Origin of the sequence: Blastococcus sp. KM273129 (assembly GCF_021698995.1) — a bacterium.
Classification (GTDB): domain Bacteria; phylum Actinomycetota; class Actinomycetes; order Mycobacteriales; family Geodermatophilaceae; genus Blastococcus.
Window position 1 is genome coordinate 1 of record NZ_SSXB01000092.1, and the last position, 14,089, is coordinate 14,089.

Annotated in this window: 11 protein-coding genes; all 11 read left to right on the plus strand. The window is 77.5% G+C overall.

Annotated features, from left to right (window positions below):
- The first annotated feature begins 107 nt into the window (after positions 1–107).
- Positions 108–1,103, plus strand: a complete 996-nt coding sequence (rsmH, locus tag E9565_RS19165; RefSeq protein ID WP_236828225.1) for a 16S rRNA (cytosine(1402)-N(4))-methyltransferase RsmH — start codon at positions 108–110, stop codon at positions 1,101–1,103.
- A complete protein-coding gene (locus tag E9565_RS19170) occupies positions 1,100–1,693 on the plus strand; it encodes a hypothetical protein (RefSeq protein ID WP_236828226.1) in 594 nt (197 codons plus the stop codon). Before rsmH ends, E9565_RS19170 begins: the two co-directional genes overlap by 4 nt.
- A gap of 3 nt (positions 1,694–1,696) precedes the next feature.
- Complete coding sequence (locus tag E9565_RS19175) at positions 1,697–3,538, plus strand: penicillin-binding protein 2 (protein ID WP_236828227.1); 1,842 nt, start codon at positions 1,697–1,699, stop codon at positions 3,536–3,538.
- A 118-nt stretch (positions 3,539–3,656) separates the two neighbouring features.
- Complete coding sequence (locus E9565_RS19180) at positions 3,657–5,213, plus strand: UDP-N-acetylmuramoyl-L-alanyl-D-glutamate--2,6-diaminopimelate ligase (RefSeq protein ID WP_236828228.1); 1,557 nt, start codon at positions 3,657–3,659, stop codon at positions 5,211–5,213.
- On the plus strand, positions 5,210–6,601 hold the full coding sequence (murF, locus tag E9565_RS19185; protein ID WP_236828229.1) for a UDP-N-acetylmuramoyl-tripeptide--D-alanyl-D-alanine ligase: 1,392 nt from the start codon (positions 5,210–5,212) through the stop codon (positions 6,599–6,601). The genes E9565_RS19180 and murF overlap by 4 nt, the downstream gene beginning before the upstream one ends.
- A complete protein-coding gene (gene mraY / locus E9565_RS19190) occupies positions 6,598–7,677 on the plus strand; it encodes a phospho-N-acetylmuramoyl-pentapeptide-transferase (protein WP_236828230.1) in 1,080 nt (359 codons plus the stop codon). Before murF ends, mraY begins: the two co-directional genes overlap by 4 nt.
- Positions 7,674–9,113, plus strand: coding sequence for a UDP-N-acetylmuramoyl-L-alanine--D-glutamate ligase (gene murD, locus E9565_RS19195; RefSeq protein ID WP_236828231.1), 1,440 nt, complete (start codon positions 7,674–7,676; stop codon positions 9,111–9,113). Before mraY ends, murD begins: the two co-directional genes overlap by 4 nt.
- Positions 9,110–10,639 (plus strand): putative lipid II flippase FtsW, encoded by a 1,530-nt coding sequence (ftsW, locus tag E9565_RS19200; protein WP_236828232.1) that lies wholly within the window; start codon positions 9,110–9,112, stop codon positions 10,637–10,639. The genes murD and ftsW overlap by 4 nt, the downstream gene beginning before the upstream one ends.
- A gap of 56 nt (positions 10,640–10,695) precedes the next feature.
- Entirely contained in the window at positions 10,696–11,733 is a 1,038-nt protein-coding gene (locus E9565_RS19205; protein WP_255716220.1) for a glycosyltransferase, read from the plus strand.
- Positions 11,730–13,187: a UDP-N-acetylmuramate--L-alanine ligase gene (gene murC, locus E9565_RS19210; RefSeq protein WP_236828234.1), complete on the plus strand. Its 1,458-nt coding sequence runs from the start codon at positions 11,730–11,732 to the stop codon at positions 13,185–13,187. Before E9565_RS19205 ends, murC begins: the two co-directional genes overlap by 4 nt.
- On the plus strand, positions 13,184–13,999 hold the full coding sequence (locus E9565_RS19215; protein ID WP_236828235.1) for an FtsQ-type POTRA domain-containing protein: 816 nt from the start codon (positions 13,184–13,186) through the stop codon (positions 13,997–13,999). Before murC ends, E9565_RS19215 begins: the two co-directional genes overlap by 4 nt.
- Positions 14,000–14,089: the final 90 nt, after the last annotated feature.

The window sequence follows — 14,089 nt, forward strand, 5'->3', positions numbered from 1 at the left end:
CGGCCCGGCGCTCCCGCGATGGTGCCCCGCCGGTGCCGGCCGCAGGGGGCCGGCGGCGGCGGGGCACCATCGCGGGAGCGCCGGGCCGAACCGAGAGGCAGCAGACGATGAGCAGCACCGGACCTGCCGAGGCCCCCGGGCCGGCGCAGCCCCCGGTGCACGTCCCGGTGCTGCTGGACCGCGTCGTCGAGCTGCTCGGGCCCGCCTGCGCCGACGCCGGCGCCGTCCTGGTCGACGCCACCCTGGGGCTGGCGGGCCACACGCTGGCCATGCTCGAGGCGCACCCCGGGCTGCGCGTCGTGGGGCTGGACCGCGACCCCGAGGCGCGGGCCGAGGCGAGCCGCCGGATCCAGGCCGCCGGGCACGCCGACCGGGTCACCGTCGTGCCGGCCGTCTTCGACGAGCTCCCCGACGTGCTCGGCCGGCTGGGCATCGACGAGGTCCAGGGCGTGCTGTTCGACCTGGGCGTCTCCTCGCTCCAGCTCGACCGGCCCGACCGCGGGTTCAGCTACTCCGCCGACGCCCCGCTGGACATGCGCATGGACCCCGGCGCCCCCCGCACGGCCGCCGACGTCGTCAACACCTACCCGCCCCGGGAGCTGGCCCGGGTCCTGCGGGTCTACGGCGAGGAGCGGTTCGCCTCCCGCATCGCCGCCGCCATCGACCGCGAGCGCGCCCGCGAGCCGTTCACCGGCACCGCGCGGCTGGCCGAGCTCGTGCGGGAGGCCATCCCCGCGGCCACCCGCAGGACCGGTGGCCACCCCGCGAAGCGGACCTTCCAGGCCCTGCGCATCGAGGTCAACGACGAGCTCGGGGCGCTGGAGCGCGCCCTCCCCGCCGCGATCGAGGCCCTCGCCGTCGGCGGGCGCCTCGCCGTCATCACCTTCCACTCCTTGGAGGACCGGATCGTGAAGCAGACCCTGGCCGCGGGAGCCGCGGACCGCACCCCGCCGGACCTCCCCGTGCCGCTGCCCGAGCACGGCCCGGTGCTCCGGCTGCTCACCCGCGGCGGCGAGGCGCCCGGCCCCGAGGAGACCGCCGGCAACCCGCGGGCGGCGTCGGCCCGCGTGCGCGCGGCCGAGCGCATCCGGCGGGCGGCATGACCCGGGCCGCCGCCGTCCGCACCAGCCCGTCGCGCACGGTCCCCACCCGCACCGGGTCCACCCGTGCCACCGGCCCGGCGCCCCGCACCGCGCCGCCGGGCGCGCGCGGCACCGGGCGGGCCACCCCCCGGCCGGAGCTGCGGCTCGTGCCCACCGGCGCCGCCGCCCGGCCGCGTCGGCAGCCCCGGGCCGCGGAGCGGTCGCGCACGGCGCCGTTCGTGCTGCTGGCGGTGGGGCTGCTGGCCCTCACCACGCTCGGGCTGCTGGTGCTCAACACCGCCATCGCGGTCGACTCCCTCAAGGCCACCCAGCTGCGCACCGACAACGCCGCGCGCGCCCAGGAGGTGCAGCGCCTCGAGCAGCTCGTCGTCGCCGGTGACACCCCCGCCGACGTGGCGCGGGCGGCCGAGGCCGCCGGGCTCGTCCCGGCCGGCATCGCCGGCTACCTGGTCCTCGGGGCCGACGGGACGACGGCGATGCGCGGCACGCCGGAGCCCGCGCCCGCGCCCGAGCCCGCGCCGGAGCCCGAGCCCGCCCCCGGCGCCGCGACGGGCCCCGCGCCGGCGGGCGGCGCCGAGGGCGGGAACTGACCCGTGCCGAGCAGCGTCCGCGGTCCCGGTGCCCGCGCCCCCCGCCCGGACCCGGCGGGGCGGTCCGGCGGCGGCCCCTTCGTCTCCCGCCGCGCCCCCGGCACCCGCCGCAGCGCCGGGGCCGGCCTCTCGGTCGAGCAGCGCGGCCGCCGCAACCGGTGGGGCCTGGTCGTCCTCATCAGCCTGCTGGTGCTGGTCGTCGGCCGGCTGGTCGTGCTGCAGGGCATCGACGGCGCCGCCTACGCCAGCGCGGCCGAGCAGGACCGGCTCCGGACGATCCCGCTCGCGGCGATCCGCGGCCAGATCCTCGACCGCGACGGCAACCCGCTCGCCTACACGGTGGACGCCTCCAAGGTGGTCGCCGACCCGACGGTGGTCCGCGACCCGGCGCGCACCGCGCTGGCGCTGACCACGCTGCTCGACGTCCCCGTCCCCGAGCTCACCGAGAAGCTCACCGACGACAGCCGGTACGTGGTCCTGGCCACCCAGCTCGCCCCCGAGACGGCCGACGCGGTGGCGGCGCTCGAGCTCGCCGGCGTGTACCTGCGCGACGACCCGGTGCGCCTCTACCCGGTCGGCGCCGTGGGCGGTCAGGTGGTCGGCTTCGTCGGGCGCGAGGGCACCGGTCTGGCCGGCATCGAGCAGGTCTTCGAGGACCAGCTCTCGGGCACCGCCGGCCAGCGGACGGTGGAGGTCGGCAGCGGCGGGCACCCGATCCCGTCGGGCATCGACGAGGTCACCGAGGCCGTGGACGGCCGCGACGTCACCCTCACCCTCGACGAGGACCTGCAGTACGTCACCGAGGAGCGGCTGGCGCAGGCGTGCGCCGACGGCGCCACCACCCGGGCGTCGGCCGTGGTGCTCGAGGTCGCGACCGGGCGCGTCGCGGCCATGGGGTCCTGCCCCGGCTACGACCCCGGCAGCTACTCCACGACCGACCCCGACCTGCTGGGCAACCCGGTGGTCAGCGACGTCTTCGAGCCCGGCTCCGTCATGAAGGCGGTGACCCTCGCGGCCGCCGTCGAGGAGGGGCAGGCGACCCCCGACCGCGTCCTGACCGTGGACGGGCACATCCAGGCCGGCGACCGGGTGGTCACCGACGCGCACGACCACGACCCGGTCGACTGGACCGTCACCGGCATCCTCGCCAAGTCCAGCAACGTCGGGACGATCATGCTGGCCCGCGAGGTCGGCGACGAGAAGCTCGAGGAGTACCTGCGCGCCTTCGGCGTCGGGGAGAGGACCGGCATCGAGCTCCCCGGCGAGAGCCGCGGCATCCTGCAGGACTCCGCCGAGTGGAGCGAGGTGCGGGCGGCCAACGTGGCCATCGGGCAGGGCGTCTCGGTGACCACTCTGCAGATGGCCTCGATCTACCAGGCGATCGCCAACGGCGGCGTGCGGGTGGAGCCCCGGGTCGTGCAGTCGGTGACCGGGGCCGACGGCCGCCCGGCGCCGACCCCCGAGCCAGCCCGCACCCGGGTGGTCAGCGAGTCCACCGCCGAGCAGATGGCCTACATGCTCGAGGCGGTCGTCGGGAAGGGGGGCACCGCCCCGCTGGCCCAGGTCGAGGGCTTCCGGGTCGCCGGCAAGACCGGCACCGCGCAGCGCGCCAACCCCGAGTGCAACTGCTACGCCGGCGGCGGGTACGTGACCACGTTCGTCGGCTTCGCGCCGGCCGACGACCCGCAGTACGTCGTCGCGGTGGACCTGGAGCGGCCGAGCAGCTCCGCGGAGGGCGGGCAGGTCGCAGCACCGGTGTTCGCCGACGTCATGCGGGCGGCGCTCATGGCCGACGGCGTGGTGCCCTCCGGCACCGCCCGCCCCGAGTTCGAGCTCACCGGGTGAGGACCCCGCTGCCCCCCACCGACCGCACGCTCACGGCGGGCCCCTGCAGGGGGGCCGCCGCGCGCGGGCCCGCGGCGAAGTGCTGTCCGCGGAGTGCCCGCCGGTAGATTGGAGCCCCGTGACCCCGACCGACCCCGGGACGGCCCCGCGGCCCACGGGGAACCGCCCGCTGCCCCTGGCCGAACTGGCCGACCTGATCGGCCCGCCGGAGGGCCCCGGCGCCGACGTCGTGGTCTCCGGGGTCACGCTCGCCTCCGGTGAGGTGGGCCCGGGGTTCCTCTACGCCGCCCTGCCCGGCGCCCGCACGCACGGGGTCCGCTTCGCCGCCGACGCCGCCGCCCGCGGGGCCGTCGCGCTGCTCACCGACCCCACCGGCCGCGCGGACGCGCTCGCCACCGGGCTGCCGGTCTGCGTCGTCGACGCCCCCCGCCAGGTGCTCGGCGCGGTCGCCGACCGGGTCTACGGCGAGCCGAGCCGCCGGCTCACCGTCCTCGGCATCACCGGCACCAACGGCAAGACGACGACGAGCTACCTGGTCGAGGCCGGGCTCGCCGCCGCCGGCCGCGCCACCGGCCTGATCGGCACGGTGCAGGCGCGCACCCGGGCCGCGGACGGCACCGTCACGGCCCTGCCCAGCATCCGCACCACGCCCGAGGCGCCGGCGCTGCACGCGCTGCTGGCCGGGATGGCCGACGCCGGCGTCGACGCCGTCGTCATGGAGGTCTCCAGCCACGCGCTGGTGCAGGGCCGGGTGGGCGGCGTGCGCTTCGCCGCGGCCGGCTTCACCAACCTGGGCCGCGACCACCTGGACTTCCACCGCGACATGGAGGACTACTTCCAGGCCAAGGCCCTGCTGTTCGACGGCCGGGCCGCCGCCGAGGTGGTCGACGTCGACGACCCGTACGGGCGCCGCCTGGTCGAGCGGGCCGGGCGCCCGCGACCGGTCACCGTGGCCGGCGGCGAGGGCGCGGCGGCCGACTGGAGCGTCTCGGACGTCGCGACGGCGCCCGGCGGGGGCTCGACGTTCACCCTGCACGGGCCCGGCGGGCGGAGCTGGCCGGCGCGCGTCCGGCTGCCCGGGCGGTTCAACGTGGCCAACGCGGTGCTGGCCGTGGCGCTCCTGGACGCCGTCGGCGTCGCGGTCGAGGACGCGGTCGCCGGGCTCGCCGAGACGGTGGTCCCGGGCCGGATGGAGCCGGTGGACGCCGGGCAGCCCTTCGTCGCCGTCGTCGACTACGCACACACCCCCGACGCCGTGCGGACCGCGCTCGCCGCGCTGCGCGCGGCGACCCCCGGCCGGCTGGTCACCGTCCTCGGCTGCGGTGGCGACCGCGACCCGGGCAAGCGCCCCGAGATGGGCCGGGTGGCGGCCGAGGGCAGCGACGTGCTCGTGGTCACCGACGACAACCCGCGCTCGGAGGACCCCGCGGCGATCCGGGCCGCGATGCTGGCCGGGGCCCGCGAGGTGCCCGCCGACCGGCGCGCCGAGGTCCGGGAGATCGGTGACCGCCGGGCCGCGCTGGCCGCCGCGGCCGCGCTGGCCCGGGCGGGGGACACCCTGCTCGTCGCCGGCAAGGGCCACGAGACCGGCCAGGAGGTCGCCGGCACGGTGCACCCGTTCGACGACCGCGCGCAGCTGCGCGAGGTGCTCGCCGCGGCGGGGGCGCGGGCGTGATCCGGCTCTCGCTGCACGAGGTGGCCCAGCTCGCCGGGGGCCGGCTCGAGGGCCCGCCGGACGGCGCGGTCACCGGCGCGGTCACGCTGGACTCGCGCGCCGTCGCCCCCGGGGACCTCTTCGTCGCCGTGGCGGGGGAGCGGGTCGACGGGCACGACTTCCTCGGTGCGGCCGCGGCCGCCGGGGCGGTCGCCGCGCTGGTCGCCCGTCCGGACCCGGCGCTGCCCTGCGTCGTCGTCGAGGACCCCGTGGTCGCGCTGGGCCGGCTGGCGGCGGGGGTGCACGAGCGGTTGACCGCCGCGGGCGTGCGCACCCTGGCGATCACCGGATCCTCGGGCAAGACCTCGACCAAGGACCTCCTCGGCCAGGTGCTCGCCGCGGCCGGGCCGACGGTCAGCCCCCCGGGGTCCTACAACAACGACATCGGCCTGCCGCTGACCGTGCTGTCCGCCGACGCCGGCACCCGGTTCCTCGTCCTGGAGATGGGCGCCCGCGGGCGCGGCCACATCGCCCGGCTGTGCCAGGTGGCCCGCCCCGAGGTCGGCGTCGTCCTCAACGTGGGCTCGGCCCACCTCGGCGAGTTCGGCAGCGCCGACGGCATCGCGCAGGCCAAGGGGGAGCTCGTGGAGGCGCTGCCGGCCGGGGGCACCGCGGTGCTCAACGCCGATGACGCCCGCGTGCTGGGCATGGCGCCCCGCACGCGCGCCCGGGTGCTCACCACGGGCCGGGCCGAGCAGGCGGCGGTCCGGGCCGTCGACGTCGCGCTCGACGAGAGCGCCCGTGCCCGCTTCACCCTGGTCGCCGGCGGGGAGCGGCACCCCGTGTCCCTGCGCGTGGTGGGGGAGCACCAGGTGGCCAACGCGCTGTCGGCCGCGGGCGCCGCGCTGGCCGTCGGCCTGGAGCCGGCCGCCGTCGCCGCGGCGCTGTCGGCTGCGCAGCCGCGCAGCCGCTGGCGCATGGAGATCGACCGGCGCCCCGACGGCGTCACCGTGGTCAACGACGCCTACAACGCCAACCCCGAGTCGATGCGGGCCGCGCTCGCCGCCCTGGCCGGGCTGGCCGGGACTCGGCGCATCGCCGTCCTCGGGGGCATGGCCGAGCTCGGCCCGGACGCCGACGCGGAGCACGAGCGGCTGGGCCGCGACGCGGCCGCCGCGGGGGTCGACCTCGTCGTCGCGGTGGGCGCCGATGCGGTAGGCATAGCGGGAGGTGCGACCGCCGCGGGGCGGCGCGCAGGAGAGGAGTCGGTGCACGTGCCGGACCGGGCCGCTGCCCTAGCGCTGCTGTCGGAGGTGCTGCGACCGGGTGACGTCGTCCTCGTGAAGGCCAGCCGGGCCCACGGCCTGGAGCTCCTCGCCGCCGACCTGCTGGGCGGTGCCGCGCTGTGAGGAGCGTGCTCATCGCGGCGGCGGTCGGCCTGATCGTCTCCATCCTGACCACCCCGCTGGCGATCCGGGCGTTCCGGCGGCAGGGCCTGGGCCAGGAGATCCGCGACGACGGCCCCGAGAGCCACCTCTCGAAGAAGGGCACGCCCACGATGGGCGGCACCGTCATCGTCGGCGCCACCGTGGTCGGGTACCTCGCCGCGCACCTGGTGTTCGTCGGCGAGTCCGGGTGGGGGTTCAGCGCCACCGGGTTGCTGCTGCTCTTCCTCATGGTGGGCATGGGCACGGTCGGCTTCCTCGACGACTACCTGAAGATCCGGCACCGGCGCAGCCTGGGCCTGAACAAGACGGCGAAGCTGGTCGGCCAGCTGGTCGTCGGCGTGACCTTCGCCGTCCTGGCGATCAACTTCCCGAACGACGACGGTGTCGAGCCCGCCTCCACCGTCGTCTCCTACGTCCGCGACATCGCGCCGCTGGCCCTCGGCCCGATCGCGTTCGTGATCCTGGCCTACCTGTTCATCGCGGGCTTCTCCAACGCGGTGAACCTCACCGACGGACTCGACGGGCTGGCCGCCGGCGCCTCGGCGATGGTGCTCGCCTCCTACATCGTCATCTCGTTCTGGCAGTTCACCCACGACTGCGCCAACGAGCTGATCGAGGGCTGCTACACCGTCCGCGACCCGCTCGACGTCACCCTCGTCGCGGCCGCCGGCATGGGCGCGTGCCTGGGCTTCCTGTGGTGGAACACCAGCCCGGCGCGGATCTTCATGGGCGACACCGGGTCGCTCGCGCTCGGCGGGCTGCTCTCCGGCCTGGCGATCGTCACCCGCACCGAGCTGCTGCTCGTCGTCCTCGGCGGGCTGTTCGTCGCGGTGACGCTGTCGGTGATCATCCAGGTGGCGTTCTTCCGCGCCACCCGCCGCCGGGTGTTCCGGATGGCGCCGCTGCACCACCACTTCGAGCTGGCCGGCTGGACCGAGAACACCGTCATCGTGCGGTTCTGGCTGGTCACCGGCATGGCGGTGGCCTTCGGTCTCGGCCTGTTCTACGCCGACTGGCTGAGCTTCGTGGGGCTGTGAGCGGCACCCCGGCGGTCTCCGGCCGCACCGTCCTCGTCGCCGGGCTCGGCGTCTCCGGCGCGGCCGCCGCCCGGGTGCTGCTGGCCGCCGGCGCCCGGGTGCTGCTCACCGACGCCGCCCGCCCCGCGGTGGTCGACGAGCTCACCGGCGCGGGCGCCGGGTGGCTGGGCGCGACGGAGGTGCTGCCCGACGGGGTGGACCTCGTCGTCACGTCCCCGGGCTGGCGCCCGGACGCGCCCCTGCTGGTCGACGCCGCCGCCCGCGGGGTCGAGGTGGTCGGCGAGCCCGAGCTGGCGTGGCGGCTGCGCGTCCCCGGGCCGGACGGCGCCGCCGCGCCGTGGTTCGCCGTCACGGGCACCAACGGCAAGACGACGACGGTCACCATGCTCGAGGCGATCCTGCTCGCGGCCGGCCGGAAGGCGGTCGCCGCCGGGAACGTCGGCCGGCCCCTCGTCGAGGTGGTCACCGCCCGCGAGGCGGACGGCACGCCCTCCTACGACGCGCTCGCCGTCGAGCTCTCCAGCTTCCAGCTGCACTGGTCCTCCTCGCTGGCCCCCGCCGCCGCCGCGGTGCTCAACGTCGCCGACGACCACACCGACTGGCACGGCTCCTTCCCCGCCTACCGCGACGCGAAGGCGCGCATCCTGGAGCGCGCCCCGATCGCCGTCGCCGACGCGGGCGACCCCGTCGCCGCCGGCCTCGTGGCGGCCCACCCGCGGCCGGTGACGGTCACCCTGGGCGAGCCGGCCCCGGGCCAGCTCGGGGTCCGCGACGGGGTCCTGGTCGACCGCGCCTTCGCCGCCGACCCGGCGGGGGAGGCGCTGCTGGAGCGTGACCGGCTGCCGGTGCCGGGCCCGCACAACGTGGTCAACGCGCTCGCGGCCGCCGCCCTGGCCCGCTCGGCCGGGGTGTCGGCCGAGGCGGTCGCCCGGGGCCTGGCCGGCTTCGCCGGCGGCGCGCACCGCAACGCCCTGGTCGCCACGGTCGACGGCGTGGACTGGGTCGACGACAGCAAGGCCACCAACCCCCACGCGGCCGGGGCGTCGCTGGCCTCCTACCCGCGCGTGGTCTGGATCGCGGGGGGCCTGCTCAAGGGCGCCGACGTCGACCCGCTGGTGGCCGCGGTCGCGCCGCGGCTGACCGGCGTCGTCCTGCTCGGCCGCGACCGCGCCGTCGTGGCCCGCTCGCTGGCGCGACACGCCCCGTCGGTGCCGGTCGTGGAGGTCCCGAGCGGCGACGATGGCGGGATGGACGGGACGGGTGTGACTGCAGAGGCGACGATCACCCGGGTCGTCGCCGCCGCCGCCGGGCTCGCCCGGCCGGGCGACACCGTGCTGCTGGCCCCGGCGGCCGCCTCGATGGACGTCTTCCGGGACTACGCGCACCGCGGCCGCGCCTTCGCCGACGCCGTGCGCGCGCTCGGGGCCGGGCGATGACCACCACCGAGCGGCCGCTGCGCGAGGCGCGCACCACCCGGGGCCGCACGCGCCCGGTGGCGCCGCGCACGCCGCAGCGCCGCTGGACGGGGCCCGCGTGGCTCGACGGACCGCTCACCAGCTGCCACCTGGTGCTCGGCGCGGCGGGGCTGCTGCTGCTCATCGGGCTGGTCATGGTGTTCTCCGCCTCCGCCATCGAGGCCGCGCTGGCCGACGAGCCGGCGTGGGCCCCGGGCGTGAAGCAGCTCGTGCTCGCCTGCATCGGGCTGGGCGCGATGGTGGTCGCGATGCGGCTGCCGGTGGGCCTGGTGCGCCGCTGGTCACCCGTCGCGCTGCTGGTCGTGATCGGCCTGCTCGTGCTCGTGCTGATCCCCGGCATCGGCCTGGAGCGCAACGGCGCCCGGCAGTGGATCCCGCTCGGCGTCACCGACTTCCAGCCCTCGGAGGCCGGCAAGCTGGTGTTCGCGCTGTGGGGGGCGCACGTCATCGCGCTGCGCGAGCGCTACCTGACGACGACGTCGCTGCTGGTGCCGGTGCTCCCGGTGTTCGTGCTGCTGTCGGGCCTGCTCATCCTCGAGCCGGACTTCGGCGGCGTGGTGAGCCTGGGGCTGGTCCTGGTCGGCCTCCTCTGGGCCGGCGGGATGCCGATGCGCTGGTTCGGCGCGCTCGCCGCCGCCGCGGTCGTCGCGATCGTCGTCATGGTGCAGGCCGCGCCGTACCGCATGGCGCGGATCACCGCGTTCCTCGACCCCTTCGCCGACCCCGACCACACCGGCTTCCAGGCGATCCGCGGCATGTACGCGCTGGCCACCGGCGGCCTGTGGGGGGTCGGCCTCGGCAACAGCGCGATGAAGTGGAACATCCTGCCCGAGGCCGAGTCCGACTACATCTTCGCGATCATCGGTGAGGAGCTCGGGTTCCTCGGCTGCCTGGTCGTCGTCACCCTCTACGGCGTCCTGGCCTACGCCGGATTCCGCATCGCCCGCCGCTCGGCCGACCGCTTCGTCCAGCTCGCCTGCGTCGCGATCACCGTGTGGCTCACCGGCCAGGCGACCATGAACATGGGGTACGTGGTGGGCCTGCTCCCGGTGACCGGTGTGACCCTCCCGCTGATCTCGGCGGGCGGGACCTCGCTGATCCTCACCCTCTTCATCGTCGGGCTGCTGGCCCGGTTCGCCCGCTCGGAGCCGGCCGCCATCGAGGCGCTGCGCACCGCCGAGCGGGGCCGCCTGGCGCGGCTGCTCGCGCCGGCCCCCACCGTGGCGGTGGACCAGGTTCGGCCCCGGCGGTTCCCCGGGGCCGACGGCCCCGAGCGGCCCGTCGTCGGCGGCGCCCGCACGCTGCTGCACGCCCGCGGTGCCGACCCGCGCCGGTCGCCCGCGCCGACCCCGGCGGCCCGCGCCGGCGGCTCCGCGCGGCCCCGCGCCGCCGCCCGCGGTGGTGCGCCGGTCCGGGAGCAGGCGCGCACCGGTGCGCCCCGGCAGCGGCCGGTCGCCCCGCGCGGCCGTCCCGGGGGCGAGCGGTGAGCGCCGTCCGCTCCGTCGTCCTCGCCGGTGGCGGCACCGGGGGGCACATCGAGCCGATGCTCGCCCTGGCCGACGCCCTCCGCCGGCGCGATCCCGCGCTCCGGCTGACCTGCCTGGGGACCGCCCGCGGCATGGAGACCCGGCTGGTGCCCGCGCGTGGCTACGACCTGCGCCTGATCCCGCCCGTGCCGCTGCCCCGCAAGCCCACGCCCGACCTGCTGCGCGTGCCCGGCCGGGTGCGCCGCGCCGTGGCGGAGACCCGGGCGCTGCTCGACGAGCTGGGCGCGGACGTCGTCGTCGGCTTCGGCGGCTACGTGGCGCTCCCGGCCTACCTGGCCGCGCGGCGGGGTGGCGTCCCGGTCGTGGTGCACGAGCAGAACGCGCTGCCGGGCCTGGCCAACCGCATCGGGGCCCGCCTCGCCGCCCGGGTGGCGGTCACCGCGCCGGGCACCCCGCTGCACCGCGGGGAGCACGTCGGCATGCCGCTGCGCCGGGCGATCTCCTCCCTCGACCGGGCCGCGCGCCGCGCCGAGGCCCGGGCCGAGTTCGGGCTCGACCCCGACCGCCCGACGCTGCTGGTCTTCGGTGGCTCCCAGGGGGCCGCCTCGCTCAACCGGGCCGCGGTCGGTGCGGCCGGGGCGCTCACCGCCGCCGGCGTCCAGGTGCTGCACGCCCGCGGGCCGAAGAACACCGACGTCGTCGTGCCGGGTCGGGCGGCGGGCGAGGCGCCCTACGTGCTCGTCGACTACCTCGAGCGCATGGACCTCGCCTACGCCGCCGCCGACCTGGCGCTGTGCCGCTCGGGCGCGGTCACCGTCGCCGAGCTGTCCGCGGTGGGGCTGCCGGCGGCGTTCGTCCCGCTGCCCATCGGCAACGGGGAGCAGCGCCGCAACGCCCTCCCGGTCATCGAGGCCGGCGGCGGCCTGCTGGTGGAGGACGGCGAGCTGGACCCGGCCTGGATCTCGGCCGCCCTGCTGCCGCTGCTCACCGACCCGGCCGCCCTGGCCGGGCTGGCCCGCCACGCCGCCGCGGCCGGGGTGCCCGACGCCGACGAACGGCTGGCCGACATCGTCTGCGAGGTGGCCGGCACGTGAGCGCCGACTCCGTCGCGGCCTGGTCCGGCCCGGTGCCCGCGCTGCCCGAGCTGGGGGCCGTGCACCTGATCGGGATCGGCGGTGCCGGCATGAGCGGCATCGCCCGCATCCTGCTGGCCCGCGGCGTGCCGGTCTCCGGCTCCGACCGCCGGGACGGGCCCACGCTGCTGGCCCTCCGGGCCCTGGGCGCGCGGGTCGAGGTCGGGCACGACGGCGCCCACCTGGGCGACGCCGCGACCGTGGTGGTCTCGACGGCGATCCGGGCGGACAACCCCGAGCTCGTCGCCGCCCGGGAGCGTGGCCTGCGCGTGCTGCCGCGGGCCGTCGCCCTGGCCGCGGTGATGGCCGGCCGGCGGAGCGTCGCGGTCGCCGGTACGCACGGGAAGACCTCGACCACCTCCATGCTCACCGTCGCGGTGCAGGCCTGCGGCGTCGACGCCTCCTTCGCCATCGGCGGCAACCTCAACGAGTCGGGGAGCAACGCGCACGCGGGGGAGGGCGACGTCTTCGTCGCGGAGGCCGACGAGAGCGACCGCTCGTTCCTGCTGCTCTCGCCGTTCGCCGCGATCGTCACGAACGTCGAGGCCGACCACCTCGACAACTACGGCGACCTCGCGGCCGTGGAGGCGGCGTTCGACCGGTTCCTGCAGACCGTGGACCCCGCGGGCTTCGTCGTGCTCTGCGCCGACGACCCCGGTGCCGCCCGGCTCGCCGGGGTCCCCGGGCCGGCGCGGGTGCGCACGTACGGCACGGCCGAGGACGCCGACCTCCGGATGGTCGACCTCGAGGTGGGCCGGGAGCACACCACCTACACCGCGCTGCTGGACGGCGCCGTGCTCGGCCGGGTGCAGATCCGGGTGCCGGGGGAGCACATGGCCCGCAACAGCGCGGCGGCGCTGCTCGCCGGCCTGGAGCTCGGCCTGCCCGCGCACGGGCTGGTGGAGGGGCTGGCGCGGTTCGGCGGGGTGCACCGGCGGTTCGAGCTCAAGGGCACCGCCGGCGGGGTGCGGGTCTACGACGACTACGCCCACCACCCGACGGAGGTCACCGCGCAGCTGCGGGCGGCCCGCGCGGTGGCGGGGGAGGGGCGGCTCGTCGTCGCCTTCCAGCCCCACCTGTACAGCCGCACCCAGGAGTTCGCCGAGGGGTTCGGCGCGGCGCTCGGCCTGGCCGACGAGGTCGTGGTGATGGACGTCTACGGCGCCCGGGAGGACCCCGTCCCCGGGGTGACCGGGGCGATGGTCGCCGACGCCGTCCCGCTGCCCGCCGAGCACGTGCACTTCGAGCCGTCCTGGTCGGCGGCCGCACCCGCGCTCGCCGCCCGCGCCCGCCCCGGCGACCTGGTCATGACGATGGGGGCCGGTGACGTCTCCATGGTGGGCCCGGAGGTCCTCGACGCCCTCCGCGCCGGTGAGCCGGGCGGGGAGGACGACGCGCCGGACGCCGGCCGGTGAGCCGGGCCGGCAGCACCACCCGCGACCGGACCCGGCGCGGCCGCGGCCCGGCCGAGCGCCGGGCGGCCGTGCGCCGGGGCGGGCGTGTCACCCCGCTGCCCGACCGGCGCCCGGCCCGGCGGCGCACCCGTCGGCGCCGGTCGCTCCAGCTCGTCGCGGCGCTGACCGTCGTCGCGGCGGTCTGCTGGCTGCTCTGGCTGGGCCCGTGGCTCGCGGTCCGCACGGTGCAGGTGGACGGGACGGCGACCCTGACGGCCGAGCGCGTGCAGGAGGTCGCCCGGGTGCCCGAGGGGGTGCCGCTGCTCCGGGTGGACCTCGGCGCGGTGGAGGACCGGGTGGCCCGGCTGCCGCAGGTGCGCGACGTGCAGGCGGCCCGCGGCTGGCCCGACCGGATCGTCGTCACGGTCGCCGAGCGGGTCCCGGTGGCGGTCGTCGGCCCGCCCGGGCGGCGGTCGCTGGTCGACGCCGAGGGCGTGCTGTTCGACACCCTCACCGGGGACGCCCCGCGCGGCGTCGTCCCGCTGACCGTCGACGACCCGGCGCCGGACGACCCCGCGACCACGGCCGCGCTCGCCGCCATCCGCGCCCTGCCCGGCCAGCTCCGGGAGGACGTCGCCGAGGTCACCGCACCCGACGCGCAGTCGATCACGATGACCCTCGCCGACGGCACGGTGGTGGTGTGGGGCGGCGCCGAGGAGTCGGGTACCAAGGCCGAGGTGCTCGTCGCGCTGCTCGACCGGATCGCCGGTGGCGAGCTGGAGCCGGCCGACCTCGTCGACGTGAGCGCCCCCTCCGCCGTCGTCCTGCGCTGACTGTGAGGCTGGCCGGGTCGGTTCGTCGGTGATGGGCTGACTGCTGGCGGCAGCGGGCGTGACCCTTGCTCTGACTGGCCTCGTGCCTTT

Bases quoted from the DNA above. Each gene is read 5' to 3' on its own strand.
- rsmH (WP_236828225.1), top strand. From the start codon at position 108: ATGAGCAGCACCGGACCTGCCGAGGCCCCCGGGCCGGCGCAGCCCCCG.
- E9565_RS19170 (WP_236828226.1), top strand. From the start codon at position 1,100: ATGACCCGGGCCGCCGCCGTCCGCACCAGCCCGTCGCGCACGGTCCCC.
- ftsW (WP_236828232.1), top strand. From the start codon at position 9,110: ATGACCACCACCGAGCGGCCGCTGCGCGAGGCGCGCACCACCCGGGGC.
- E9565_RS19205 (WP_255716220.1), top strand. From the start codon at position 10,696: ATGCTCGCCCTGGCCGACGCCCTCCGCCGGCGCGATCCCGCGCTCCGG.